The sequence below is a fragment of the Jeotgalibacillus campisalis genome (genome assembly GCF_000829515.1).
Classification (GTDB): Bacteria; Bacillota; Bacilli; order Bacillales; family Jeotgalibacillaceae; genus Jeotgalibacillus; species Jeotgalibacillus campisalis.
In genome coordinates, this window is sequence record NZ_JXRR01000014.1 from 576,124 (window position 1) to 601,502 (window position 25,379).

Sequence of the window (25,379 nt, forward strand, 5' to 3'; positions counted from 1 at the left end):
TGTCTTTAATGGAATAATTAGAATATTCCATAATTACTCTGAGGAGGTCGATGTGGAGTGAAAATTTTAAGTAATGAACAGTTGATGGCCGCTTATCGAGATGCAGAAAAACACGGAGAACAAGATACTCAGAACATATTGCGTAAGGAAATCAAAAAAAGAGGAATTCACGCTGGCAGAAGTAAAAGATAAAGCGTCTACATAACACGCATTCTGTAAAAAGATTGCGTGTTTTTTTGTTGTTTAAATGTAATCAAAAAGAGCTGGCAGACGCCAGCTCTTTTTAAAATATTGCGCTATGTTCCATTCATTAACCTTCGAGCAATAAATCCTCGGGATTTTCTAAAAGGGTTTTGACCATTGAAAGGAAGCTCACGGCTTCTTTTCCATCAATGATCCGGTGATCATAAGATAATGCAATGTACATCATTGGACGGTTTTCCATTTTTTCAACGTCAATAGCTACCGGGCGCAGTTGAATGGTATGCATTCCTAGAATCCCCACTTGAGGACCGTTTAAGATTGGTGTGGATAATAAAGATCCGAAAACGCCGCCGTTGGTAATGGTGAAAGAGCCACCCTGCAAATCGCTCAATTGAAGCTTCTTGTTTTTAGCTTTTGTGGCAAGCTCAACAATTTCTCCTTCAATTTCTGCAAAGTTTTTACGGTCGCAGTCTCTAACAATTGGAACAACGAGACCGTCATCAGTAGATACAGCAACACCTACATCATAATACTTTTTAAGTACAACTTCATCTCCATCAATTTCAGCATTTACATAAGGATACTTTTTCAATGCTGCAACAACTGCTTTTGTGAAGAAGGACATGAAACCTAAGCGTACATCATGTGTATCAAAGAATTTGTCTTTCTTGCGTTTACGTAGATCCATTACATGAGTCATATCAATTTCGTTAAAGGTAGTAAGCATCGCTGCTGTCTGCTGTACCTCAACCAGGCGTTTGGCAATCGTTTGACGGCGTCTGGACATTTTTTCACGTACAACAGGTTTAGTATCAGCCTTTTTATTTTCTTGTGTCTGATTAGCAGGTTCAGAAGTTTTTTCCGGTTTCTTGTTCTCTGCCGATTTGGAAGAATGCGATTCAACATCTTGTTTTCGTACACGTCCCATCGGATCGACAGTGGATACCTGGGATAAATCGATTCCTTTTTCTCTTGCTAGCTTTCTAGCTGCAGGAGAAGCGATCGTGCGTTCTTTCTTTTGCTGATCAGGAACTTCTTCAATTTCATCAGAAGCTTCTTCCTGCACTTCTTCTCCCTTTTCTTCTTTTGCTGGTTCAGGTGATTTTTTTTCAGGTTCTGATTCTGATTCTTCTTTATCTGATTCAGTATCACCTGATGATGATCCATCCCCAGCTTCTACGATCGCAATTACTTGACCGACTTCAACCGTTTCGCCTTCATCCGCTTTATGCTCTTTGATAACGCCGGCTTCTTCAGAAATAACTTCTACATTTACTTTGTCCGTCTCAAGTTCTACGATGTATTCACCTTTTTCAACTTGTTCCCCTGGCTGCTTAAGCCACTGGGCAATGGTTCCTTCTGTAATAGATTCTGCTAATTCCGGTACTTTTATTTCTGCCACTGCGGCTTCCTCCTCTGATAGATCGATCTAGTTCTTCGTTACAGCATTAGTGAGAATACGATTTTGTTCTTTCTTATGAACGGTCGGGTCACCTTCAGCAGGACTGCTTCGTCTCCGGCGGCCGATATATTCGACAGAAACATGTTCCGGGGCAGATTTTATCAGGCGTGGTTCAATAAAAGTCCATGCTCCCATATTTTTCGGTTCTTCCTGTACCCACTTAATCTCTTTAAGATTTGGATACCTGGAAATGATCTCTTTTACATTTTCCATCGGGAATGGATAAATTTCTTCGATGCGAATCAAATGCAGCCAGTCGTTATTTTCTTCATTAGCTGCTTTTTCTATTAAGTCGATGCCGATTTTTCCTGATGAAAAGACCAGGCGTTCCACTTTTTTATGCTGTTGGCCATACTCATCGTGTTCGATCAGCGGCTTAAACGTTCCTTCTGTAAATTCATTTATATTCCTTGAAACCTGAGGGTGACGCAATAGGCTCTTAGGCGTCATAATCACCAATGGTCTGATTTCTTCCCGTTTCAATATAGCTGCCTGTCTTCGCAGCAGATGGAAGTACTGAGCTGAACTTGTAAGATTGGCAACTGTCCAGTTGTTTTCAGCTGCAAGTGTTAAAAAACGCTCCATTCTTGCAGATGAATGCTCTGGTCCCTGACCTTCATAGCCATGAGGCAGCAGCATAACCAATCCTGATTTCTGCCCCCATTTTGCCCGGCTGGAAGAAACAAATTGATCAAACATAACCTGAGCCATATTGGCAAAATCACCATATTGAGCTTCCCATAAAACCAATGTTTCTGGGGAAAACACATTGTATCCATACTCATAGCCAACTACAGCGGCTTCTGTCAACGGACTGTTATAAACAACGAATGACGCTTTCGCACCATTAATATGATGAAGAGGAGTGATCTCATCTCCGGTTTTTTCATCATGCAAAACCAGGTGGCGATGCGCGAATGTTCCACGCTGTGAATCCTGACCAGTGAGGCGAATTGGAATGCCATCTTGTAAGATCGCACCAAATGCAAGTGTTTCTGCATGCGCCCAATCGACTTTTCCTTCTTTTGTAAATGGATCCTGTCTTCGGTTAAGGATCTTTTCAAGCTTTTTAAATACATTGAAATCCTTCCAGTTGAGCAGATCTTCATTCAGTTGACGCAGCTGGTCCATCCCTACAGATGTAGTAATCTCATCAAGCGGATTAACTACTTTTTCTGGCGGATCCATTACAGCGTCAGGATCTTTTTCGCTTTTTGGAACGGAATCATATGCTTTTTGAAGCTGTTCTTGATTAGATTCCCGCATATTCGCAGCCTCATCGGCTGATAATAAGCCTTCTTCGACCAATTGCTTTTCATATAATTTTCTTACATTATCGTGCTTATTTACAATCGTATACATTTTTGGATTTGTAACCATTGGCTCATCCATTTCGTTATGTCCAAAACGGCGGTAGCCAATTAAATCGATAACAAAATCCTTCCCAAACTTGGAGCGGTATTCGTATGCCATTATAGCTGCAGCAATACAAGCTTCGGGATCATCAGCATTCACATGAATAATTGGTACTTCAAATCCTTTTGCAGTGTCTGATGCATACTGCGTCGAACGGGAATCAAACGATTCTGTTGTGAACCCTATCATATTATTCGCAATCACATGGATAGAACCGCCAGTATGGTACCCTCTCAATTGACTCATATTCAATGTCTCTGCTACAATCCCCTGACCAGGAAAAGCTGCATCTCCATGAATCATAATGGCGAGTGAAGACTCTTTTTTCAATTCCGGATAACCCGGGTTGCTGCGGTCCTCTTGTGCTGCACGCGTGTAGCCGGCAACAATCGGGCTTACAACCTCCAGGTGACTCGGATTATTAGCTAAAGTAATGCGTGTCTTAACTGAATTTTCTTTTTTTACATTCCGGTCCGCACCAAGGTGATATTTCACATCGCCAGTCCAGCCGTATGTAATGCCAATAGAACCTTCAGATGGAATCAAATCCTTGCTTGGGGAATGCTGGAATTCTGCAAAAATCATTTCGTATGGCTTTTCCAGTACATGTGCCAGCACATTTAATCTTCCACGGTGCGCCATGCCAATGTTAATAGACTCTGCTCCTTTTTCAACAGCAGCCTGAATGATTTCATCCAGCAATGGAACCATGGAATCAAGTCCCTCTATTGAAAATCTTTTTTGTCCGACAAATGTTTTATGGACAAAATTTTCAAATCCTTCCACTTGAATCAGTCTGTTTAAAAGGGATTCTTTCTTTTCCTTGTTAATCGTTTCATCAAGTTTTCCTGACTCAATATAGTTTTTCAGCCATGCTTTTTCTTCTTTGTTATGAACATGTGCATATTCAAACGCGATAGACTGAGTGTACATCTTTTTTAAATACTGTATAGCTTCATAGCCAGTTGTAACTTCTGGTACAGAATTTGTTATTAAAATGTTTTCAGGAATTTTTTCAAGATCTTCTTTTGTTAAGTTATACGTATCCAATTCAATCCTGTTTGTATCTTTTTCACGGTCATTCAAAGGGTTGATATCTGCAGCTAAATGCCCGTAGGTCCTTATGGCGTCAGCCAGCTGAACGGATGCAATAACTTTGCTGTAGTCTGTCCCCTCAATTGTTCCTTTAGAAGAATCCTGTTCTTTTTCAGGAGCGGGAGATCCATTTTGTTTAAAATATGCTTGCAGCTCTTCATCCAGCTGCGATGGATTTTCCAAATACAGATCATACATTTCCATCATATAGCCCAGGTTTGGACCAGAAAAACTCATATGATTTAAATCCTGTTGTTCCGACTGTTTTCTCATTATGAAAACCTCCAACATGTTGGACATTATTAACCATTTATTCGGCGGATAATAATGCTATGTAAAAATAGTAATTACATGGTTCTAAAACGCTTACAGAAACATTTTATCACTGTAAAGGAACGAGTTAAAGCCTTTCACACTTTTTTTTTCTAAAATTTAGATCAAAATCCTATGGATGAATAACTATTCAGTATACAAATTTAATGTCGTTTATTTACAAGTGATAAAATGGCCAGGGCATGTAAAGCTAGCATCTTTTTTATGACCAAAGCATATATCACTATGTAAGGGGGTGAGAAAATGGACTTTTGGCAATCATTATTTCCAAAAACCAACTCACCGAATGACTGGCAGGAATGGCTTCAAAAGTACATGCAGCAATCCTTTGAAAATCAGCAAAATCCAAATGATCCACCTTTACAACCATCGGCCCCTCAATCATCCTATACCCTATTTGAATCATTTCATTATCTTTTTATCCATATTTCTATTAAAAATTATTCCCTTAATGAAATAAAAGTTCATCACAGCCTCACACAGGTACTTGTTCATATACCCGGTGAGCCCGTGATTAAAATTACACTCCCTGAGCCCATTTCAAGAAAAGGGGCGACGGCTGAAGCAAAGGATGGCACTCTTGAAATCAGACTGCCTAAGATCGCACATCAATTTGAAATGGAGCTTCCCATTGACTCTATAGATTAGTCTGCAAGAGGAATCGAAATGGTCATGATCGTGCCTTTGTTTTCTCTGCTCTTTACAGTAATGTCACCCTGGTAAAGATCAATTAGTTTTTTTGCAATGGATAGCCCCAGACCATTTCCTCCAGCATGCCTGCTCCGTGCTTTGTCTATGCGGTAAAACCGATCAAAAATTTTAGGTATATGTTCAGGAGCAATACCCTGACCATAATCTTCTACTGAAATGATGTAAAAATCTTTTGTGACTGAAGATTTAATCACAACCTGTTCGTCCTCGGGTGAGTACTTGATCGCATTTTCTATCAAAATAATTAAGATTTGCTCTAAGTGCAAAGCATCGATTTTCCCGGCTTCCTTACTTTCAGCCAGTGCTGTATGAAACGTTCTGGAAGGATAAATCCCTTTAATTCTTGTAAGAACTGTACGAATGACTTCGTTAGGAAAAACTTGTGAATCATGAGTGAATCCTACTTCTCTGTCTGCTTTTGAAAGCATCAGTAATTCATTTACCAGTCGTTTGATCCTGTCAAGTTCCTGCATTGAAATCCCAAGTGATTCTTCCATAATTTCAGGATCATGCTTTCCCCACCGGTTTATAAGTGATAAATGGCCTTCTATAATTTGAATGGGGGTTCTTAATTCGTGTGAAGCATCTTCAACAAATTGACGCTGCTTTGTAAATGTGGACTCCAATTCATCCATCATGTCATTAAAAATTTCAACCAGACCGCCTATTTCATCCTGAACATCAGGAAGCGCTAATTGCTTTTGAAATCCTTCATTCTGCGTTTTTTTCATCGCATGTCCAAGCGAAACGACCGGCGCGATTAACCTCCCTGATAAAAGATAAGCGACTATTCCGCTTACAAACAATGATCCTAATCCCAGTATGAGCGATAGCAGAATCATGTAAGCCTGCATGGATTGCAGCTGACTAAGCGGGTGAATCACTTCTACATACCCATTAAACTGCTGAGAGCGTATTGGAGATCGGCCAATTAAAACATCCTGCTGACCGGATCCGCCTTTATCGATCCTTCTTGTCTGGACAGGTTCGAAGGCAACGGATGCAATGGGTTCCTCGCTCTGAATCTCAAACAATTCAAAGCCATCCTGATTATATAGCCGAATCGTCTGCCCCTTTTCATAAACCTGTTCAAGCAGGTCCCGGCTTTCATAAACATCATCCGTGGTGACGCGCGGTCCTCGGCTTTCGTAAAATTGTGATAAATCATCTAAGACCGAATTTACCGCGTTTTGTTCTTCCTGGAGCATCCATTGACTCATTGCCGTAATCAGAATGATGCTGAAGAGACTAAATGAGATAAAAATGGCGGTCGCTCCTGCAATCGTCCATTTCCAACGAAGTGACAGGCGATTCCAAAATTTTTTCAGCTTATTCACTCTCTCATCACATACCCTGCTCCACGAACGGTTTGAATGTAGCTTGGAGAGTCAGCAGAATCCACTTTATGCCGAAGATGCCGGATGTAAACATCAACTACGTTTGTTTCCACTTCAGAATCATAGCCCCAGACCTTTTCAAGAATTCGATCTCTTGTTAAGACAATATTCTTATTTTCAATCAGCATTTGAAGAAGATCGAACTCTTTTTTTGTCAGGGTGACTTCCTCGTTATCTTTGGTTACTCGGTAAGAATTTAAATCTACCTTCAGTCCACGGTGTTCTAAAATACTGGATTTTTCTGCCAGGCCCGGGTCGCTTGTTCTTCTTGTCAGGGCACGCATCCTTGCAAGAAGTTCTTCAATAGCAAATGGTTTTACAATATAATCATCAGCCCCGCTGTCAAGACCAGATACCCTGTCCATAACACCATCTTTCGCTGTTATCATGATAACCGGTGTTGTCTTTACTTGCCGAATTCTCCTGCACACTTCCATCCCGTTTAATGAAGGCAGCATTAAATCCAACAAGATAATATCAAAATGATGTTCAAGTGCACGGGTCAATCCTTCTCTGCCATCTAACATAACTTCCACAGAATACCCTTCATGTTTCAGTTCCAACTCAATAAACCGCGCCAGATTTTTTTCATCTTCCACTACTAATACATTTCTATCCATAATCAATTGGCTCCTCAAAAATCAGATGAATCAGGATACAGTCGCTCTAATGCATGCGCAAGTCCAAAATGGTTTTCTGTAAATCCTTCTTCACCTTGTGTGTTTAATTGGATCCTGACAGTTTCTCCTAAAATACTTAAGCAAGGAGTATATCCTCTGCGCTCTGCTTCTTGTGCGGCTTGATTTAGAAAGTGCAGTCCATCCTGAAAGGACTCGAACGAGAAATTTTTTTGAATTTGTCCTTCATCATTCATTTCCCAATCAAGTAAAGTAGATAATCGATCTTTCACTTCCTGTATTGTTAACGTCATCTTATCCACTCCTCGTAACATTCTTATTCCTATTAATGTTGCTTACAATTTGTCTATTTACTTGTTCCTTATAAATCTAAGTATAAAACACTTTCATTAAAAAAGCTGATGCCCTCTGTATTCTTTTTCGTTTATGCAAAAAGAAAACCAGACCGTCGGCTTAAAAAAGCGGACGGCCTGGCCTATGATTAATGAGAAGCGGGAGTTCCAACAGCTGCTTGAATCAGTTGAGTAATTTCTTCTCTTTTTCCCTGGTGTAAAAGATCAACAACCCGGCTTCCAACAATAACGCCGTCCCCTAATGAAGAAATTTCTTTCACCTGCTCGGGAGTGGAAATGCCAAAGCCCGCCATTACCGGAACATTGCTATGTTTTTTAAGGCTATAAATAAAGCTTTCCAGGTTTTCACTGACGGCTGATCTTGCTCCAGTGATTCCTGTTACAGTAACGGCATATAAGAACCCTTCAGACGCTTGTGCAAGGCGTTTGATCCTGTGGTCGGGACTTGTCAGCGTGACAAGCTGAATTAACGCTATATCCGTACGATTCATATGTTCATCAATTAATGGCCGCTGCTCTAAAGGAACGTCGGGAATGATCACGCCATCCACCCCGGCTGCTTGGCTGTCCTTGAAAAATTGTGACAAGCCATATTTAAATAGCGGATTAATATAGGTCATTAATACAATGGGGATGGAGATCTCATCTCTAAAGGATGACAGAGCTTCCAATACTTTTTTTACTGTCGTTCCACTATTCAGCGCTCTTTTTCCAGCTTCCTGAATCGTCGGGCCATCAGCGACCGGATCAGAGAAAGGAATTCCAAGCTCTACTACTGTGGCGCCTGATTTCTCTAAGAATAAAAGCTGTTCTTTTAACTGACTTATATCCGGATCGCCAGCCATAATATAGGGAATAAATGCTTTATCTCCTCGTTCTACCACTTTTTCAATTGCTTCTTGTATGTGTGCTTTACCCATTTTGTCGTCCCTCCAATGCGCTTTTTACCGTCATGACATCCTTGTCACCACGTCCGGACAAACAAATAACGATAATTTCATCTTTCGGAGAGACTTTTGCGAGCTCAACAGCATAATGAATCGCATGAGCGGTTTCAAGTGCCGGGATGATGCCTTCTTTTCTGCACATCAGCTGAAGAGCATCGAGCGCCTCTTCATCAGTTACCGATGTATATTGAACACGTTTGGTCTCATGTAAGTAGCTGTGTTCAGGACCTACTCCGGGATAATCAAGACCGGCCGAAATGGAGTGTGCCTCCTGAATCTGCCCGTCCTCATTTTGCAATAAATACATAAGGGATCCATGAAGAATACCTACTTCACCTGCTGTGAGCGTGGCTGCATGCTTGCCTGTCTGAATACCGCTTCCTGCAGCTTCCACACCCACAAGTTTCACTTCCGTGTCCTCAATAAAAGGATAGAACATGCCCATTGCATTGCTGCCTCCGCCAATGCATGCAACAATTGTATCCGGCAGCCTTTGTTCTTTATCCAGAATCTGCTGTTTTGTCTCTTTCCCTATTACACTTTGAAAATCCCGCACCATCTGAGGGAAAGGATGCGGCCCTAGCACAGATCCGATGATGTAATGTGTATCCTCTACATTACTGACCCAGTATCTCATTGCTTCGTTTACCGCATCTTTTAAGGTGCCGCTGCCGTGCGTCACACTGATGACTTTAGCCCCAAGCAGCTCCATTCGGAAAACGTTTAACTGTTGTCTTCTAATATCTTCTTCTCCCATAAAAATGACACAATCAAGATTCAGCAAAGCACATACAGTTGCTGTTGCCACACCATGCTGGCCTGCCCCTGTTTCTGCTACTATTTTTTTCTTGCCCATCCGAACGGCAAGAAGAGACTGGCCAATTGTATTGTTTATTTTATGGGCACCGGTATGATTTAAATCTTCTCTTTTTAAATAGATTTTTGCGCCGCCTGTATGTTTTGTCAGGTTTTCTGCAAAATAAAGCGGGTTTTCTCTGCCAATATAATCTTTTAAATAATGCTCAAGAAGCTCGTGAAATGCCGGATCCTTCTGGGCTTCTTCGTATGCTTCCTGAAGTTCCAACACTGCCTGCATCAATGTTTCCGGAACAAATCGGCCCCCGAATTGTCCGTATTGTCCGTTTTGATCTGGTTGACTATAAGTTGTCATTACGCCGCACTCCTTTTGCTTCATGAATAAACGCTATTATTTTATTACTGTCTTTTTCTCCATTTACTTCCACACCGCTTGATACATCCACTGCATACGGCTTTACTTCTGTCACTGCTTCCCCCACATTTTCAGGTGTCAGTCCACCAGCAAGCACTAACTTCTCCGGCCGGTGATTCTCAGGAATTAAAGACCAGTCAAAACGACGGCCGCTGCCCCCTCTATAATCTGTTCCTGGAGCATCGACCAAGTAATAAGCTACGTCATAGTCTCTCATTCTTTTAAAATCGTCTTCAGACGTAATACTGAATGCTTTCATGACTGGTTTGACTTGATTCCTGCAAAAATGTGGTGTCTCATCGCCGTGAAGCTGGATGAGATCTAAATCTACTTTTTGAACTGCCTCATCAATTTCCTGCTGAGACGGATTTACAAATACACCTACCCGTTTAACATGCGCAGGGATTTGAGCGGCCAGTTCAGCCGCTTCTTGGATTTCTATTCTTCTTTTGCTTTGGGCAAACATGAACCCAATATAATCAGCCCCCGCTGATACAGCTGCTTTTATATGGTGCGATTTTTGAATTCCGCATATTTTTACTTTCATTTATTTCCACCCGGGAGCGGGACTTGCAGCGATGAAAGAAGGCTCCCAGAATCGTCTGACTTCATCAGCACCTCTCCGACTAATACTCCGCTCGCTCCAAAGGCTGCTGCTTGCTGCGCTTCACGCTGCGATAATATGCCGCTTTCGCTAATAAAGTGAATTTCATTTAACGGCATTTTTTGAGCTAGTTTTCCACTGAGCTCAATATCTACCTCAAAAGTTTTTAAATTTCGATTATTTACTCCAATCAAGGTGGCTCCTGCCTTTAAGGCGCGCTCGAGTTCGTTTTCGTTATGCACTTCAACGAGAACTTCAAGCTCTAATTGAACAGCTGTTTTATATAAATGCAGAAGTGTTTGCTGATCGAGTGCTGCTGCGATCAGCAAAATGATCGAAGCACCCGCTTCTTTTGCTCTTCTAATCTGTATCTCATCAATGATAAAATCCTTGCACAAAACAGGGATCGAGACAGATTCAGCTACATTCGTAAGATCTTCCATCGAACCCTTGAAGAATTCCTCATCGGTTAACACAGAGATCGCCGAAGCACCATGAGATTCATAAAGCTTTGCCTGCTTTACAGGATCAATCGAACCATTAATCAGACCTTTTGATGGCGATGCCCGCTTAATCTCCGCGATAACACCTAAATGCGTGCGCTGGTTTAGTGCATCCTCTAGTCTTATAACTGAAGAATTTTTCAGTCTTTTTTTCAGCAATAAATCAGGAGCACTTTTAATACGTTCTATTTCTTTTGCTTTAGATTGTAAAATGGTGTCTAAGATCGACTCACTCATTGTGCCAGCTCCTTTTGATTGCTGTAATGGACTAAATCATTTAATCGGTTTAACGCAGATTGCGAGTCAATGCTCTCCTTTGCAGCTTCAATTCCTTCTGCAATAGACGAAGCAGAGCCGTGGGCAAACAGGGCAATTCCTGCATTCAGCAAAACGGTATCCCGGTATACAGAGGCTTCACCTGACAAGACTGATTTTAAAATCCTGGCGTTATCAAGAGGTCCTCCGCCCCGAATTTTTTCATTTGAAACAGCTGTAAGTCCCACATCTTCAGGCTTTAAAATCACGCTGTGTATTTGTCCATCTTCAACGACTGCCAAATGATTTTCTCCTTCAAGTGAGGCTTCATCCATATGACCAGCCCCGCTGATTACAACGCCTTTTCTTCGGCCAAGACGAACCAGTGCTTCTGCCATTGTGTGAAGCATATCACGACGATATATGCCCACAAGCTGTGTATCAAGCTCTACTGGATTTGTTAATGGTCCGATTAAATTAAAAATCGTCGGGACGCCTAGTTCTTTTCTTGCCGCCATTACCTTACGAATCCCCGGATGAACATGGGGAGCAAATAAAAAGGCGATGTTATTTTTCTTCAATAAATTACTTACCTCTTCAGCTGTGAAGTCAAGTCTTACACCGAGATGCTCTAGTACATCGGCACTTCCCGTTTTACTCGATATGCTTCTATTTCCATGCTTCGCAATTGGCACATTTGCTCCTGCGATGACAAATGCTGAGCAGGTAGAAATGTTAAAACTCTGCGAACCATCCCCGCCGGTGCCGCAATTATCCATTACATTTTGGAGAGGTGAATTTATTTGCATAGCATGCTTTCTGACTACTTTAACCAAGCCGACAATTTCGTCTGCCGTTTCTCCCTTTTCCTTCAGTGCGATCAAGAACGTTTTAATCGTCTCATTGTTTGTTCTTTCATCAAACATTGCTTCACTTGCTGCCATCATTTCTTGTTCCGTTAAATGAAGTCCTTGTTGTACTTTTATTAGTTCCTTTTTCATTTCGCTCCACTCTCCTGTCTCTTCTCATCTATTCTCTCTTCTCTTTTACTCAACTAATGAATGAACCGCCTGCTTCACTAACTCTATACCATCAGCCGTTCCGATTGATTCCGGGTGAAACTGAAGACCGAGTATCGGATAATCACGGTGTTTCATTGCCATAATGACGTTATCGTCTGTTGAAGTTGCAATTTCTTCGAGCTCATCAGGCAGTGTTGACCGTTTTACAATGAGTGAGTGATAGCGCATCACTTCAATCGGTTCACTTTTCCCAAACAGCTCCGGCGCCTGGTGTTCAATCAGTGAGACTTTTCCATGCATAACATTGGATGTTTTCTCAACGGTTGCTCCAAATGCAGTTCCAATTGCCTGGTGACCGAGACATACACCTAAGATTGGAATGGAAGACCCAATCTTCTGAATCATCTCGATGCAGATTCCTGCCTGATCCGGATGTCCGGGTCCTGGTGAAATCACAATCAATGACGGACCCAGCTTCTCAATTTCATCTAAAGAAATCTGGTCATTTCTCACAACGTTTACCTGATCGACTTCACCAAGATATTGATACAAATTATACGTAAAAGAGTCGTAATTATCGATCAGCAAAATCATGATTTCACCTCCAAAAGAGAACGGGCTTTGTTCAGCGTTTCTTCAAATTCCATTTCCGGAACGGAGTCATACACAACCCCTGCCCCAGCTTGAACGTACGCCACTTGTTCTTTTATTACCATCGTCCGGATTGCCAGCGCAAAATCAAGATTGCCATCAAATCCGACGTAGCCGACAGCTCCCGCGTAAACTCCTCGTTTTGCAGGTTCAAACTCATTGATCAGCTGCATCGCTCTGATTTTCGGGGCCCCTGAGACCGTTCCGGCAGGTAAAGTGGAAACGAGTGCTTCAAGTCCGGTCATTTTATCGTTCAATTCCCCTTTTACTTCAGACACAATATGCATCACATGCTGATATTTTTCGATTGCCATGTATTTGGTCAGGCGTATGGATCCGATTTTGCATACCTTTCCGAGATCATTCCGCCCAAGGTCAACCAGCATACGATGCTCAGCGAGTTCTTTTTCATCATTCAGCAATTCTTCTTCTAAAAGCTGATCTTCCCTGCTTGATTTTCCTCTTTTGCGCGTTCCTGCTATCGGGTTTGTTGTAACTGCACTTCCTGAAACTTTAATTAAGCTCTCAGGTGAAGCGCCGAGCACCGTATAGTCGTCAAATTCAATAAAAAACATGTACGGAGACGGGTTATCCTGTCTTAGCTTCCGGTAAAATGAAAAGGCTGAGCCCGTAAAAGTTGCACTTAACCGCTGAGAAAGCACGAGCTGAAAGATATCGCCTTCTTTAATATGCTCTTTGGCTTTCGCAACAGCATCCAAGTAGGCCTGTTTCTCAATGTTCGATTTATAGGTCAAAATCGATAATGGATCTAATGAGGCCTGAACGTTTTGATAGTCTGTCAGCTGGGATTCGATCGCTTCAAGTTTGGCATCAAGCTGATCTTCCGTAAAATGATTCTGAGGATTTAATACCGTAATGGTCACCTCGTAGCGCTTATGATCATACATAATCATGGTGTCATAAAGCATTAAATGAATATCCGGCATTTGCAGCTCATCATGCGGCACGCTTCCGATGTCCTCATACATTCTGATTGCATCATAGCCAATATAACCGATCGCGCCTCCCGCAAATGGGTGATCCTCTGGGGGAGTGATCTGCTGTTCTTTTAAATAGTGCTCAATTATATGAAGGGGTTTCCCTGTTACCGTCCGTTTATCACCTTTTAAATAATCATGTATTACCGCTGTATTTTCTCTTCCAATGATTTCAGCATACGGATTAACTGCAATAAAAGAGTATCTTCCAGACTCTTCGTGCTTTAACGAACTTTCCAATAGGCATTTCTTTTCTCCTCTTATACTCTGAAAAATCGTAATGGGCGTTAAGGAATCTCCATTTACTACTTTTCGTCTCACTCTGCTCGTCTCTTCTTTTCTCACCATTTCCACCTCTTATTTTGTAATGAAATAAAAAACTCCGTGCAGAAAAATCTGCACGGAGGACGGGATTTACCCGCGGTACCACCTCACGTTAGAGCAAAATATGCTCTCACTTAAGTATCCGGTAACGTGGATGAACCGTCTGTTTCTACTTTTTTCAAAACAGCTCTCATGGACCCATTCACACAATCTGCTCTCCTGCTTTCACCTGCCGCAGGCTCTCTAAGTCAGCAAAATCGTGCTACTTTTTCCAATCATTGAAGTTTAAGTATTTAAATATAAAAAACGGGCCCACCTGTCCTATAAAAAGGACGGGAAGACCCGTGATACCACCTTTGTTGATTTCGAAAGAAACCCACTCATTGCAGGAAGCATTTGTTTCGCTCTCCTGCCACTGTTATCGGTTGTGAACCGTCTGTGCCTACTTCCAACTGGTTTCAGCAAGATGCTCCAAAGTCCATTCCCATAAATTCTTTTACTGGTTTTCACCATCCACCAGCTCTCTTAAAAAAAGAGGATTATGGTACTTCTCTTCTTCATCGCGTTAAACTATTTTAATTGTTTATTATATTAGTACGAACCAAATTAAATGTCAACTATCAACCTTTTATTTTTCAATCGACGTTTTTTTCTTTTTCAAAAGCGCTTTTCCAATTAAATAAGTCAAAAAGAAAAACACCAAAGCCACAACTTCAAGCTGCAGAATATACAGCCACCCTTCACCGAACATGGAAAGCGCCGTATCTGAAACCGGTGGTCCAGCAAGGAAGAAATAATTAGCGCCGAGCACGCTGTTCACAATGCCAATCGGAATCGCGACCGCATTTAAAGCGGCAAATGCAATAAATATAGAGCGTATGGGCAGTACCGTATGGTCTCTATATAGAAGGTAAACCGCGGTTATGGGAATCGCAATATGCTGAAGGAAAAATTTCCAATAAAAATAATGTGGAAACCCATAAGTTAAATCCGGCGTCAATAAGGCGAATACGGGCGGGAAAAAGGCGACATAAAAGAAAAAATAAAAGATGTATGTACTTCTCCTGTATAACAAATACATGCCAAAGAATGTACTGAAGGAACATAACTGAATCGGGATAAAATATCTCGCATCCCAGATCCCAACAGAAAGCGACCAAACTTGGTAGGTCAGTTCCGATAACAGCAAGATCGCTGTTAAAGATAGAACAATCATCCTGTGATTTTTCTGTGAAAGATTTTTACTAAACAGCCAAACAGATACGAAAAAAACCAATCCAAATAAAAGCAGCATGGCAAGATGACTGAAAGAGAAAAGAGTAAAAGAATTAAAATCTGTTGGTGAAAACATGTTACCCCTCCCTCTTTTTTGTCACTCTTTAATCATTTTACTTTCTAAGACCAGGTATATGCCCCCATATAAATTCTTTTGAAGCTTCTGCCATTCTTTGATAAATGATTTCTTCGCCTGTGCTTTTAACGTGTTTAACAGAAGGAATTAATTCGTTGTCATTGAACTCCAGCGTATATTCATCTGTAAAAGTGGCATTTCCTATTAAATCAATATGATGGAATTGATCCTCTTTTTTATGAATCACACATTTAACGCGGCCTCCGTCATTATACACATCAATCGGAATGCCCGTTTCTCCGTTAGTAAGCATAGCCTGGATCAAGCTTGAAGAAGACATCGCTGTTCCGCATGCGCTTGTAAACCCAACGCCTCTTTCGAAGGTGCGGACAAAAATTTGATTTTGATCAAGCGGTACAACAAAGCTTACATTGACCCCATCTGTAAACCACTGATTAGGAGCATTTAATGATTGGGCTAACTCTTGCTGCAGTCCGCTGATTAATTCCTTCTCAGTGACCTGCGTGATCAAATGAGGATTCGGAACGGCTAAAGCGGAGAAACGCAGCGTGTCGTGCCACTCGGGTACGATTTGATTAAATAGCGTTTCCTGATTTAGCTGCAGCGGAAGTGACGCAAGATCAAACAAAATAGGAGAGATCTCAACGGCATAGGTAGGGATATCCTCATAAAGAGATTCAACCTTTTCAACAGCCAGTACTGCCTTCATTGTCTCAACAGAAAATTTTTGCACCCCGTCCCGTTCTGCTATATAGCGTGCGGCGCAGCGCAAGCCATTGCCGCACATGGAGGCCTCCGAGCCATCGGAGTTAAACACACGCATTTTTGCTTGTGCTGACCCGCTTTCGGTTATGTAAAGAATGCCGTCTGCTCCAATAGCTTTTTGTCGATCACATAAATAAAGCGCTAGCTGAGCCCGCTGCTCATCATTTACTATCAAGCCCTTTTGTTCATCTATAATGATAAAATCGTTTTTTGATCCATGACTTTTAATAACTGAAATGTTCATCTTATTTCCTCTCGCTTTCATCGTTTGATTTAAGGTTGCCATATTCTCATTTTTTTCGCAAGATTGATATAATGATAGGATAAAAGCCGTTGACAGATTGAGGTGACAACATGTTTGAAGAATTTAAATTTTCATTTGATATTCATAAGGTAGAGAAACTAGAGAATGACCGTTACTTAATATACGTGCAAACGAGGATTTTGGATCATGAAAAGATAGATTATTTTGAAGGTGTAATCCGCGTAGAATTAAATGCAATTGGTATTTACCCAAAGCCGGGAGATATTGCAAAAGCGGTCAGCCCAAAAAATCTTCGCGGAAAATTAGGATCAGAATTAAAGCGGTATATTAAGCCCCAAAAAAGGTTTTTATATGAATTGGCTTAAAAAAACTGCAATAGTGCGAAAACTGCCTTTCCCTTCGTCAGATGCACAAAAACCGCCTGCATATCCATAGAAATGGATGTGCAGGCGGTTTTAATTTAATAACTTCATAGTGCACTATTTTTTACAACGGAAGGTAATGCAAAACAAAGTAGAGCAAAAATAAAGAAGCAATAATGTAAAGGGGAATGGATACTTCCTTCGCTCTCCCCATAATAAATTTCATGAATGGATATAAAATGAAGCCAATCGCGATTCCGTCAGCAATACTAAACGTAAATGGAATCATGACAATCAGCATAATTGCAGGAATAGACTCAGTAAAGTCCTCCATATTCATATGACGCATATGCTGAATCATTAAAATGCCAATGATCATTAAGATCGGTGCAACAGCATGATCCGGTATATACCCCATGTACGGAATGAACAAGGTTGAGGCAAGAAATAACAAACCGATCGTTAATGATGTCAGGCCGGTTCTGCCTCCAGCTGCCATGGCAGCGGTGGACTCTACAGTGGAAACGGTCGGGCTAGTGCCTAAAAAACCTGAACTAAAAGCAGATAAAGCATTTGCCTTCAAAGCAGGGCTATAGGTCTCAGGTCTTTTAATAAAGCTGGCGTGGCCGTGTATCAAGCCAATGTTTTCAAAAACCAGTACCATAGTCAGTGAAAAAATACCGACCCAAAAAGGAATTTCAAGCCATCTTTCAAACGATAATTCAAACCAAATCAGGGAATCCCATGATAGAACGGACTCACTTGCATTCGATGGCTGGATGCCAAGCAAAAATGAGAGCGCTGTTCCAAATAAAATGGTCCATAAAAAATGACCTGGAACATTTTTTACAAAAAGAATGAATGCCACAAGCAGCGTCAGAATAGTCGCAAGCGCTGCAGGCTCAGCAAAGTCCCCGATTGCAATTAATGAATTTTCGCCCTGAACCACAAGACCGCCTTTTTCGAGGCCAATCAGCAGAAGAAAAAAGCCTAATCCTACCGTTATGGCATCTTTTAACGATTGAGGAATCGCGGCATTTAAAATACCCGACAGCCTTGTAAAAGCCACAATAATAAATAGAACTCCTGACATTGCCACAATGCCGAGTGCTTCCTGCCATGTAAAGCCCATCGCCTGAACAAGCGTGTACGTGAACATTGCATTGATTCCCATACCTGGAACAAGAATAATCGGAGCATTTCCGATAAAGGCCATTAAAAAACACCCTAAAGCACACGTCATAATCGTTGCAATGACAGCTCCCTCAAACGGCATCCCCGATTGAGATAAAATTAATGCATTGACCGCGATAATGTACACGATCGTAAAAAATCCTACTACCCCAGCCATCACTTCCTGTTTAAAAGAAGTCTGATGAGTGGTTAAACCAAAAAAATCTCCTATCACTTTCATATAATTGCCTGCCTTTGCAAGCGCCCTCTCCCTACCCGCTCAACCTCATTACAAGGCCAGCCACAAACTGTTATTATACTGTCATTAAATGAAATTGTCATTATTTTTTTAAGCTGATACAAAATAAAGAGCCTGAACAAAAAATTGTCTCAGCCTCTTTGACCGGTTCGCTGCGCTTCAGGCGGACGCTTTCCGCAGGGACGGCGCAGAGCCTTTTCAGGGCCTTGCCCTGCAAAGTCTCTGCTTGCCGTCATATCCTGCAGGAGTCGCCACCTTCCGCTCCGCTCACCTCATACTGTTAATAGATAATGCTCATTTTTACCTTTTTTCAGGTATGGGAATTGACCTCTTTTTAGTATAAAACTAAATGATTGACCAAATGATCACCTAAAAGAATTAAACGTCCATGCTCTTGAAGAGGCTTGCCATTTCAATCGCTGCTGTTGCCGCTTCCCAGCCTTTATTTCCTGCTTTTGTTCCTGCACGCTCAATTGCCTGTTCGATTGTATCCGTTGTAAGTACGCCAAAAATAACCGGCATTCCTTCATTAAGGGCAATATTCGCCACCCCTTTTGCTACTTCCCCGCTGACGTATTCAAAATGAGGGGTTGCGCCACGAATGACTGTGCCAAGCGTGATGACAGCATCATATTTTCCTGACTTCGCTAATTTTTGAGCAGCAACCGGAATTTCAAAAACACCCGGAACCCAAGCAACTGAAACGTCTTCTTCTTTTACACCGTGGCGGCGAAGCGCATCTTCTGCTCCTCCGAGTAATTTGCTTGTAATAAACTCATTGAAACGTCCCACTACGATTGCAACCTTAAGATCTGTTCCGATTAAATGTCCTTCATATATATTTTTCATTTTAATTCCTCCTAAAATTTAAGCATGTGTCCAAGCTTTGATTTTTTTGTTTCCATATATTTAGCATTCTGCTCTTTTGTTGGCATTTGAATGGCCACTCGTTCCATCACTTTTAAGCCATAGCCTTTAACACCCGCGATTTTTCTCGGATTGTTGGTTAAAATTCTCATATTGGTTACACCAAGATCCTTTAGGATTTGTGCGCCGATCCCGTAATCCCGCAAATCTGCCGCAAAGCCAAGTTTCTGATTTGCTTCAACCGTGTCGAGTCCTTCTTCCTGAAGCTTGTAGGCTTTAAGCTTATTGATCAGACCGATCCCGCGTCCTTCCTGTCTCATGTAAAGAAGGATGCCGTTGCCTTCCTTTTCAATTTGAGAAAGTGCGGCATGCAGCTGCGGCCCGCAGTCGCAGCGATTAGAACCAAATACATCACCCGTCAAGCACTCAGAATGAACACGAACGAGTACAGGATCCACTGATGAAATATCGCCTTTTACAAGAGCGACATGCTCCTGTCCGGTTAGTGTTTCTGTATAAGCGACGGCTTTAAATTCCCCGTATTCCGTAGGCATCTGGACTTCCACTTCTCGCTGAATCAGCTTTTCTTTCTTTCTGCGGTAGGCAATCAGATCCTGAATCGTGATGAGCTTCAAGTTGAATTTATCAGCTATTTCTTTTAGCTGAGGCACACGCGCCATTGTACCGTCCTCTTTTATAATTTCACAAATTACACCAGAAGGCTTTGCACCTGATAAAACAGCAAGGTCAACAGCAGCTTCTGTGTGGCCGGCACGTTTTAGTACACCACCCGGCTTTGCTACTAACGGAAAAATATGTCCCGGCCGGTTAAAATCGGCTGCTTTCGCTTCAGCATTTATCAGCTCCCGTACAGTTAAAGCACGTTCAGGTGCACTGATTCCGGTAGTCGTTTGAATATGGTCCACACTTACGGTAAAAGCCGTGCCATGAGAATCGGTATTCGTATCTGTCATGGGTTTGAGCTGAAGTTCTTTCGCACGCTCTTCTGTAATGGGAACACATACGAGACCGCGGCCTTCTGTAATCATAAAATTAATCGTTTCAGAGGTCACATTTTCAGACAGTGCAATGAAATCCCCTTCATTTTCACGGTCTTCATCATCCACTACGATGACGACTTTACCCGCTTTTAACTCTTCAATTGCATCTTCAATACGATCAAACATGCAGACAGCCTCCCTAATTCATAAATCCGTATTTTTGCAAAAACGCCTCGTCTACCCCTTTTTTCCCTGGGGACGCTGCAGGCTGAACAAACCGGTGAATATATTTCGCAATCATATCACATTCAATATTCACAAGATCTCCCACTCTTTTTTTACCGAGAACCGATTCTTCCACGGTTTGAGGAATAAGAGAAATCATAATCGCCGACTCCTCCACATCAAAAATCGTCAAGGATGTACCATCGACAGACACCGAACCTTTTAACATAAAATAAGGCATCAAAGCGGGATCCATCTCAATATAAATATAAATTGCGTTTTCTTTTTGCTGTGTGGAACGGATGGTCCCTGTGCCGTCAATATGACCGGAAACAAAATGCCCGCCGAATCTGCCGTTAGCACTCATGGCACGTTCTAAATTCACTTTAGAACCGATCTTTAACTGATGGATCGTCGACGCCTTCACGGTTTCCGGCATGACATCAACGGTAAACGTATTTTTTGAAAAGCCGGTAACCGTTAAACAAACGCCGTTTACTGAGATGCTGTCGCCAAGGTGAACATCGCTGACCACTTTGGGTCCTTCAATGGAAAGCACCATGGACTCTCGGCCCCTGTTGATGGAGACCACTGCCCCAACTTCTTCCACAATTCCTGTGAACACTGTCTCTCACCCTTTCTTAACGTAATGCAGCGGTAACTTTAATGTCACGACCGATTGTTTTTACTTCTGTAATGGAAAGCTCAACAGCTTCACTCATTGTCTGGACTCCTTGCCCGTTAAAAACAGAAAATGCTTCGCTTGAGCCGATAATTTTTGGCGCAATATACATGACCATCCGATCCACAGCTTTTTGATCCAGAAAAGCGCCATGAATTTTTGCGCCTCCCTCCACATAAAGTGAAAGGATTTTTTCTTTGCCAAGTACGGATAAAAGTTCCGGCAATTCAATCAATTCTGCGAGCATTCTGATCACTCTGACATGAGGAGCCTTTGCGAATAGTCGTTCTTTTTCCTCAGAAGCGCCACTTCCGCATATGACCCAGGTTGGAGAAATTCCATCTGTTAACACAGCAGACGTTGATGGGATAGATAAAGAAGTATCCAGCACAATTCTTATCGGGGAAATTGCGTCACCGCGGAGCCTCGCCGTTAATGAAGGATTATCCTCTTTGACTGTATTTGCTCCTACTAAAATCGCATCATGAAGATGACGATCCCTGTGAACATCCTCGCGCGCTTCCTCAGACGTAATCCACTTACTGCTGCCAGAGCTTGTCGCAATCTTGCCATCAAGAGTCATCGCTGCTTTCAGCGTTACAAACGGCTTTTGAGTCGCAGTATGGTGAAAAAAGAATTCATTTAATTCAATTGCTTCTTTTTTTAGGACACCTATTGTCACATCCAGTCCGGCCTCTTCCAGCTTTTTAAGACCTTTGCCGGCAACAAGAGGGTTGGGGTCAACGGATGCCACGACTACCCTTGCTAATTTCTTTTCAATAATTAAATCAGCACAAGGCGCGGTTTTACCCCAATGTGAGCACGGCTCAAGCGTCACATAAATCGTACCGCCCGCTGCTTGATCGCCTGCCTGCTTCAATGCATGCACCTCTGCATGGCCTTCTCCGGGTTTTAAATGAGCGCCCATACCAACTGCACGGCCCTCTTTTACCACGACCGCTCCTACAGCGGGATTAGGAGACGTCTGACCCATCGTACTTTTTGCCATTTCAATCGCTAATTTCATCCATTTTTCATCCATCAAATCATCCTCATCGGAAGAATTAAGCCAAAAAAGCCCCCCTTCAATTTCAAAGGGGGCTTTTAAAACATCGCTAAATAAACGGGCACCGCACTAAAAAACGGTCCGCGTATATTTCCTTCTCTCATCCAGACTCTCACTGTCGGCTTTGGAGTTTCACCAAATCCACCGGCATCGCCGGGTCACGGACTAAGGACACAACATAGGTCCATCACCGCCGGTAGGGAATTACACCCTGCCCCGAAGGAACACTGATTCAATTGTACTCTCATTATGTCTTATGAAACGTTGTCTTGTAAAGGTTTTTGTCTCTGGCTTACCTGTTGAGTATTACCTGTTCTAGTCAACAATTGTGTGTTTCGTCAACAATCCGTCAACAAAAATTTTCAACTATCAATACTTTCAATTGTTTTTTCATTAACAATTTTTCAACAGGTATTTAGCTATTATCGCTCTCATTCGGTAAATAGTGAACAATCGCAAGTCTCATCTACTAAATAATTCTAGGAATTAGCTAAGTTATAAAAAACAATTGTCATAGGAATTACTTGTAAAAGATTTTACAGGAGGTTTAATGAAGATATATGAGCTGTGAAAATAGATTTAACTGAAAATTGAAATCTAAGGGATCCATACTTTTGATTATATACCCCTAATAATTGTTGTGAGCTCCGTCTCTTCTCAATAAACCTGCAATAATAAAAGTGGGCACTCTCAACCGTCGATTAGGGTACCCACTAATCTACACAATTTTACGAATCTGAAACGTTTCTATTTTTTTTCTTGCTTCTGAAAACCCACTCAATACCAATTAATACTATTAAAGCAAAATAAACTAAAAAAATATTAGCCTCGTAAAATAAAAGAAAAGCAATTATTAAATAAGCTATATAGATACTCACTTTATAGCTTTTAGTACTAAAGAAAGTATTTAACCTAGAATTCTTGGCATACATATTTATCCAAACTATTAGTGTGATTACGGTTGAAATCGAAGTAAATAACGGACTCAAATACATAAAACCTGAGAAAAAATTAAATATTACAAAGAATATCACAGCAATTTGGACAAAGTTAACAAATAAAAACATTTTCTTATTATTTTCCATATTTCATTCCTCCATTTGCCTTATAATCATCTACCACCAAAGCTATGCAGCATATAACAAACACCAACCCGATCAGAAATGATAGAATTGGTAAGGTTAAAGTGGAGATGATGTCAAAACCAGATGGGTAAGAATTCAGGGAATCTGTATAGTAGCCAGTAGTTCCTGAGTAACTTGAGAAAGGAACCAGCATTCCTTGTAATTTAGATCTCGTTTTCCAACTGTAATCATCTTTTTTTACATTCCCATTTTCATTTATCGTGACCATTTGAAATGATTGCTCTTCTTTTGGCACTAACATATAATAGTTGTTTTTTGTGGTATTTAAAACAACCGCAAACGAACGGTCTTTTTTTTCTTTATCATATATAAGCCAGTAGCTTATAAAAGGGTCATATTGATTTAGATTTTCTTCCTTATCATTAATATCAAATGTTTTTACTGCAGATCTTTCCAAAATCGTTTCCACGCGATTATTTATTGTGATAAATACATTAGCAAGTCTAACAACTTCGTTCATACTCTCTATGACTGGAGGTTGATCTATTAGTTCATGATACAGATCGATTTCTATATTTTCAAAATTATACTTTGTAGAAATACCTTTTTTCATTAGATTCAACTCTGTAATTTCATAACGTTTGTCCATTTCATACTGATAAATCGTTTCTTTTACTAGATTGTTATTTATTGAAATATAGATAAAAAATGCCCCTGCCATTAATAGTAAAATTTTTAATTTCATTTGGTTCTCCTCTTATGGATTTTGGTACACCCATCTTTCTCCGGCTGTGATCCCTTTCAGATCCACAAAACCAGTTCTCATTTTATGAATGAACTGCCAATACTTATTTGAAGATAAGTTCCTTGATTCTGAATATCTGGTTAGTACTTGCACCCCTTGTAGTTAAATATTTATCATCGCCGGTTTGGAGAGCTTTCTAAAGACCGTCTCTTTTTTTATTTTGTTTAGAACGTTCAAATCTTCTACCTTTCCATCCATGAATTCAACTACCTTTATTAGCATTTTCTACAATTCTTCCTATTTTCCTTTAAATGATTGAAATTAGTAAAAGTAAGATGAAAATAATAAAATTCAATGTACCCTGCACATAACCATTAATCTTCTTGTTCTTAAAGTGAAGCAATTTATTTTATCTATGATTTTCTACATGCAATTTTCAATATTATTAAGAGCTGTAGCTTAATTACCGTATTGGGTACATATCCCACATACAGTGCATAGGATAATTTTATTAACTGTGAAGGGATTGAAAACAATGTCTAATGTTCCGAATTCATATTATTCATACACTGATACGCCAGTGTATACCTACGATGTCCGTACAGGCTACGGGAATTATCATTATGGAATGGACTATACAAACAGCTATCATACTTATTCGTCTTCAAACGATGATTGGCGTAATGCATTAAAAGATTATGGGCCAAATCCATTTGTGATAAATATTAACGAGGCAACAAAGCAGAACAATACGTTCCGTACTGCATTATGGACCGGACAGCACTTACAAGTGACGTTAATGAGTCTCAACCCGGGGGAAGATATCGGATTAGAAATTCATCCGCATGTTGATCAATTTCTGCGTCTTGAACAGGGGCAGGGAATGGTGCAAATGGGCAAGGAAAAAAACAACTTAACATTTAGTCAACATGTTTCTGACGATTTTGCAATTTTCATCCCTGCCGGAACCTGGCATAATCTCACAAATACAGGCAGCACACCGTTAAAGCTTTATTCAATCTATGCTCCTCCCAACCATCCCTTTGGTACGGTTCATGCTACAAAATCGGACGCTGAGGCTGCTGAGGAAAGTCATGGACAGAATACCGTTATATCAGGAAAAACTCCGGATGAATGGGTTCAGTACACTCAATTTTTAGTGAATGAGGGGCTGGAGGATGTAAAAAGAGGAATAAATGCCACGCATATTCTTCAGGAATTTATCCTAATGGGTGTTCTTGTTGGAAAAGGGTACTCGCCTGAGGAAGCTTATCGAACTGTAGAAGATTGGGAACGCACAGGTGTATCCAAGCTTCTTCAGCAAAGTAAAAATATGTAGAAGCAGCTTAATAGAGACGTTGAGTAATT

Annotated in this window: 25 protein-coding genes, 1 riboswitch and 2 other annotated features; of the genes, 4 read left to right on the top strand and 21 right to left on the bottom strand. The window is 41.1% G+C overall.

The annotated features are described in order from the left end of the window. The first annotated feature begins 57 nt into the window (after positions 1-57). Complete coding sequence (locus KR50_RS18500) at positions 58-192, top strand: sporulation histidine kinase inhibitor Sda (RefSeq protein ID WP_156969499.1); 135 nt, start codon at positions 58-60, stop codon at positions 190-192. A gap of 118 nt (positions 193-310) precedes the next feature. Here KR50_RS18500 and odhB read toward each other — a convergent pair whose 3' ends face one another. Both odhB and KR50_RS09935 read right to left on the bottom strand, forming a co-directional pair. Beyond that, positions 311-1,606 (bottom strand): 2-oxoglutarate dehydrogenase complex dihydrolipoyllysine-residue succinyltransferase, encoded by a 1,296-nt coding sequence (odhB, locus tag KR50_RS09930; RefSeq protein WP_041057840.1) that lies wholly within the window; start codon positions 1,604-1,606, stop codon positions 311-313. Positions 1,607-1,633: 27 nt separating this feature from the next. After that, a complete protein-coding gene (locus tag KR50_RS09935) occupies positions 1,634-4,450 on the bottom strand; it encodes a 2-oxoglutarate dehydrogenase E1 component (RefSeq protein ID WP_041057842.1) in 2,817 nt (938 codons plus the stop codon). A 303-nt stretch (positions 4,451-4,753) separates the two neighbouring features. Between KR50_RS09935 and KR50_RS17955 the strand changes: the two genes are divergently transcribed. Continuing rightward, a complete protein-coding gene (locus KR50_RS17955; RefSeq protein WP_052476947.1) occupies positions 4,754-5,158 on the top strand; it encodes an Hsp20/alpha crystallin family protein in 405 nt (134 codons plus the stop codon). On the opposite strand, the gene KR50_RS09945 is transcribed toward KR50_RS17955, so the two are convergent. From KR50_RS09945 to dapF, 12 genes are all read right to left on the bottom strand, one after another. Further along, a complete protein-coding gene (locus tag KR50_RS09945; protein ID WP_041057843.1) occupies positions 5,155-6,558 on the bottom strand; it encodes a HAMP domain-containing sensor histidine kinase in 1,404 nt (467 codons plus the stop codon). The two genes, KR50_RS17955 and KR50_RS09945, sit on opposite strands and share 4 nt — an antisense overlap. Beyond that, complete coding sequence (locus tag KR50_RS09950; protein ID WP_041057845.1) at positions 6,555-7,238, bottom strand: response regulator transcription factor; 684 nt, start codon at positions 7,236-7,238, stop codon at positions 6,555-6,557. Before KR50_RS09950 ends, KR50_RS09945 begins: the two co-directional genes overlap by 4 nt. 14 nt (positions 7,239-7,252) lie before the next feature. Then, complete coding sequence (locus KR50_RS09955; RefSeq protein WP_041057846.1) at positions 7,253-7,549, bottom strand: 4a-hydroxytetrahydrobiopterin dehydratase; 297 nt, start codon at positions 7,547-7,549, stop codon at positions 7,253-7,255. A 188-nt stretch (positions 7,550-7,737) separates the two neighbouring features. Beyond that, complete coding sequence (gene trpA, locus KR50_RS09960) at positions 7,738-8,529, bottom strand: tryptophan synthase subunit alpha (RefSeq protein ID WP_041057848.1); 792 nt, start codon at positions 8,527-8,529, stop codon at positions 7,738-7,740. Further along, a complete protein-coding gene (trpB, locus tag KR50_RS09965) occupies positions 8,522-9,727 on the bottom strand; it encodes a tryptophan synthase subunit beta (RefSeq protein WP_041057850.1) in 1,206 nt (401 codons plus the stop codon). The genes trpA and trpB overlap by 8 nt, the downstream gene beginning before the upstream one ends. Further along, positions 9,714-10,334, bottom strand: coding sequence for a phosphoribosylanthranilate isomerase (locus tag KR50_RS09970; protein ID WP_041057851.1), 621 nt, complete (start codon positions 10,332-10,334; stop codon positions 9,714-9,716). Before KR50_RS09970 ends, trpB begins: the two co-directional genes overlap by 14 nt. Beyond that, complete coding sequence (trpC, locus tag KR50_RS09975; RefSeq protein WP_041057854.1) at positions 10,331-11,131, bottom strand: indole-3-glycerol phosphate synthase TrpC; 801 nt, start codon at positions 11,129-11,131, stop codon at positions 10,331-10,333. Before trpC ends, KR50_RS09970 begins: the two co-directional genes overlap by 4 nt. After that, positions 11,128-12,150, bottom strand: a complete 1,023-nt coding sequence (gene trpD / locus KR50_RS18740) for an anthranilate phosphoribosyltransferase (RefSeq protein WP_041057855.1) — start codon at positions 12,148-12,150, stop codon at positions 11,128-11,130. The genes trpC and trpD overlap by 4 nt, the downstream gene beginning before the upstream one ends. Positions 12,151-12,195: 45 nt before the next feature. Continuing rightward, positions 12,196-12,765 carry an anthranilate synthase component II gene (locus KR50_RS18745; protein WP_041057856.1) on the bottom strand — a complete coding sequence of 190 codons (570 nt, stop codon included), beginning with the start codon at positions 12,763-12,765 and terminating at the stop codon, positions 12,196-12,198. Further along, the gene (gene trpE, locus KR50_RS09990) at positions 12,762-14,165 is read right to left on the bottom strand and encodes an anthranilate synthase component I (protein WP_041058239.1); all 1,404 of its coding nucleotides are present in this window, start codon (positions 14,163-14,165) and stop codon (positions 12,762-12,764) included. Before trpE ends, KR50_RS18745 begins: the two co-directional genes overlap by 4 nt. Before the next feature lie 55 nt (positions 14,166-14,220). After that, positions 14,221-14,432: a binding site (T-box leader), on the bottom strand. Between the two features lie 37 nt (positions 14,433-14,469). After that, positions 14,470-14,714: a binding site (T-box leader), on the bottom strand. Between the two features lie 58 nt (positions 14,715-14,772). After that, entirely contained in the window at positions 14,773-15,495 is a 723-nt protein-coding gene (locus KR50_RS09995; RefSeq protein ID WP_041057857.1) for a YwaF family protein, read from the bottom strand. 37 nt (positions 15,496-15,532) lie between these two features. Continuing rightward, positions 15,533-16,525, bottom strand: a complete 993-nt coding sequence (dapF, locus tag KR50_RS10000) for a diaminopimelate epimerase (RefSeq protein WP_041057858.1) — start codon at positions 16,523-16,525, stop codon at positions 15,533-15,535. A gap of 110 nt (positions 16,526-16,635) precedes the next feature. Between dapF and KR50_RS10005 the strand changes: the two genes are divergently transcribed. After that, the gene (locus KR50_RS10005; RefSeq protein WP_041057859.1) at positions 16,636-16,911 is read left to right on the top strand and encodes a hypothetical protein; all 276 of its coding nucleotides are present in this window, start codon (positions 16,636-16,638) and stop codon (positions 16,909-16,911) included. 121 nt (positions 16,912-17,032) lie between these two features. Here the strand turns inward: KR50_RS10005 and KR50_RS10010 are convergent, their stop codons facing one another. The 7 genes from KR50_RS10010 to KR50_RS10040 form a co-directional block, all read right to left on the bottom strand. Beyond that, a complete protein-coding gene (locus KR50_RS10010) occupies positions 17,033-18,322 on the bottom strand; it encodes an NCS2 family permease (protein ID WP_041057860.1) in 1,290 nt (429 codons plus the stop codon). 396 nt (positions 18,323-18,718) lie between these two features. After that, a complete protein-coding gene (gene ribH / locus KR50_RS10015) occupies positions 18,719-19,189 on the bottom strand; it encodes a 6,7-dimethyl-8-ribityllumazine synthase (RefSeq protein ID WP_041057861.1) in 471 nt (156 codons plus the stop codon). 11 nt (positions 19,190-19,200) lie between these two features. Next, positions 19,201-20,394 (bottom strand): bifunctional 3,4-dihydroxy-2-butanone-4-phosphate synthase/GTP cyclohydrolase II, encoded by a 1,194-nt coding sequence (locus KR50_RS10020; RefSeq protein ID WP_041057862.1) that lies wholly within the window; start codon positions 20,392-20,394, stop codon positions 19,201-19,203. Positions 20,395-20,407: 13 nt separating this feature from the next. Further along, a complete protein-coding gene (ribE, locus tag KR50_RS10025; protein WP_041057863.1) occupies positions 20,408-21,058 on the bottom strand; it encodes a riboflavin synthase in 651 nt (216 codons plus the stop codon). 16 nt (positions 21,059-21,074) lie between these two features. Beyond that, entirely contained in the window at positions 21,075-22,160 is a 1,086-nt protein-coding gene (gene ribD, locus KR50_RS10030; protein ID WP_198134241.1) for a bifunctional diaminohydroxyphosphoribosylaminopyrimidine deaminase/5-amino-6-(5-phosphoribosylamino)uracil reductase RibD, read from the bottom strand. Positions 22,161-22,269: 109 nt separating this feature from the next. After that, positions 22,270-22,409, bottom strand: a riboswitch (FMN riboswitch). Between the two features lie 500 nt (positions 22,410-22,909). Next, positions 22,910-23,266: a hypothetical protein gene (locus tag KR50_RS10035; protein WP_041057866.1), complete on the bottom strand. Its 357-nt coding sequence runs from the start codon at positions 23,264-23,266 to the stop codon at positions 22,910-22,912. Further along, complete coding sequence (locus KR50_RS10040; RefSeq protein ID WP_041057867.1) at positions 23,256-24,011, bottom strand: hypothetical protein; 756 nt, start codon at positions 24,009-24,011, stop codon at positions 23,256-23,258. The genes KR50_RS10035 and KR50_RS10040 overlap by 11 nt, the downstream gene beginning before the upstream one ends. A 628-nt stretch (positions 24,012-24,639) precedes the next feature. Between KR50_RS10040 and KR50_RS10045 the strand changes: the two genes are divergently transcribed. Next, positions 24,640-25,350: a cupin domain-containing protein gene (locus KR50_RS10045; protein ID WP_156969510.1), complete on the top strand. Its 711-nt coding sequence runs from the start codon at positions 24,640-24,642 to the stop codon at positions 25,348-25,350. The last annotated feature ends 29 nt before the right edge of the window (positions 25,351-25,379 follow it).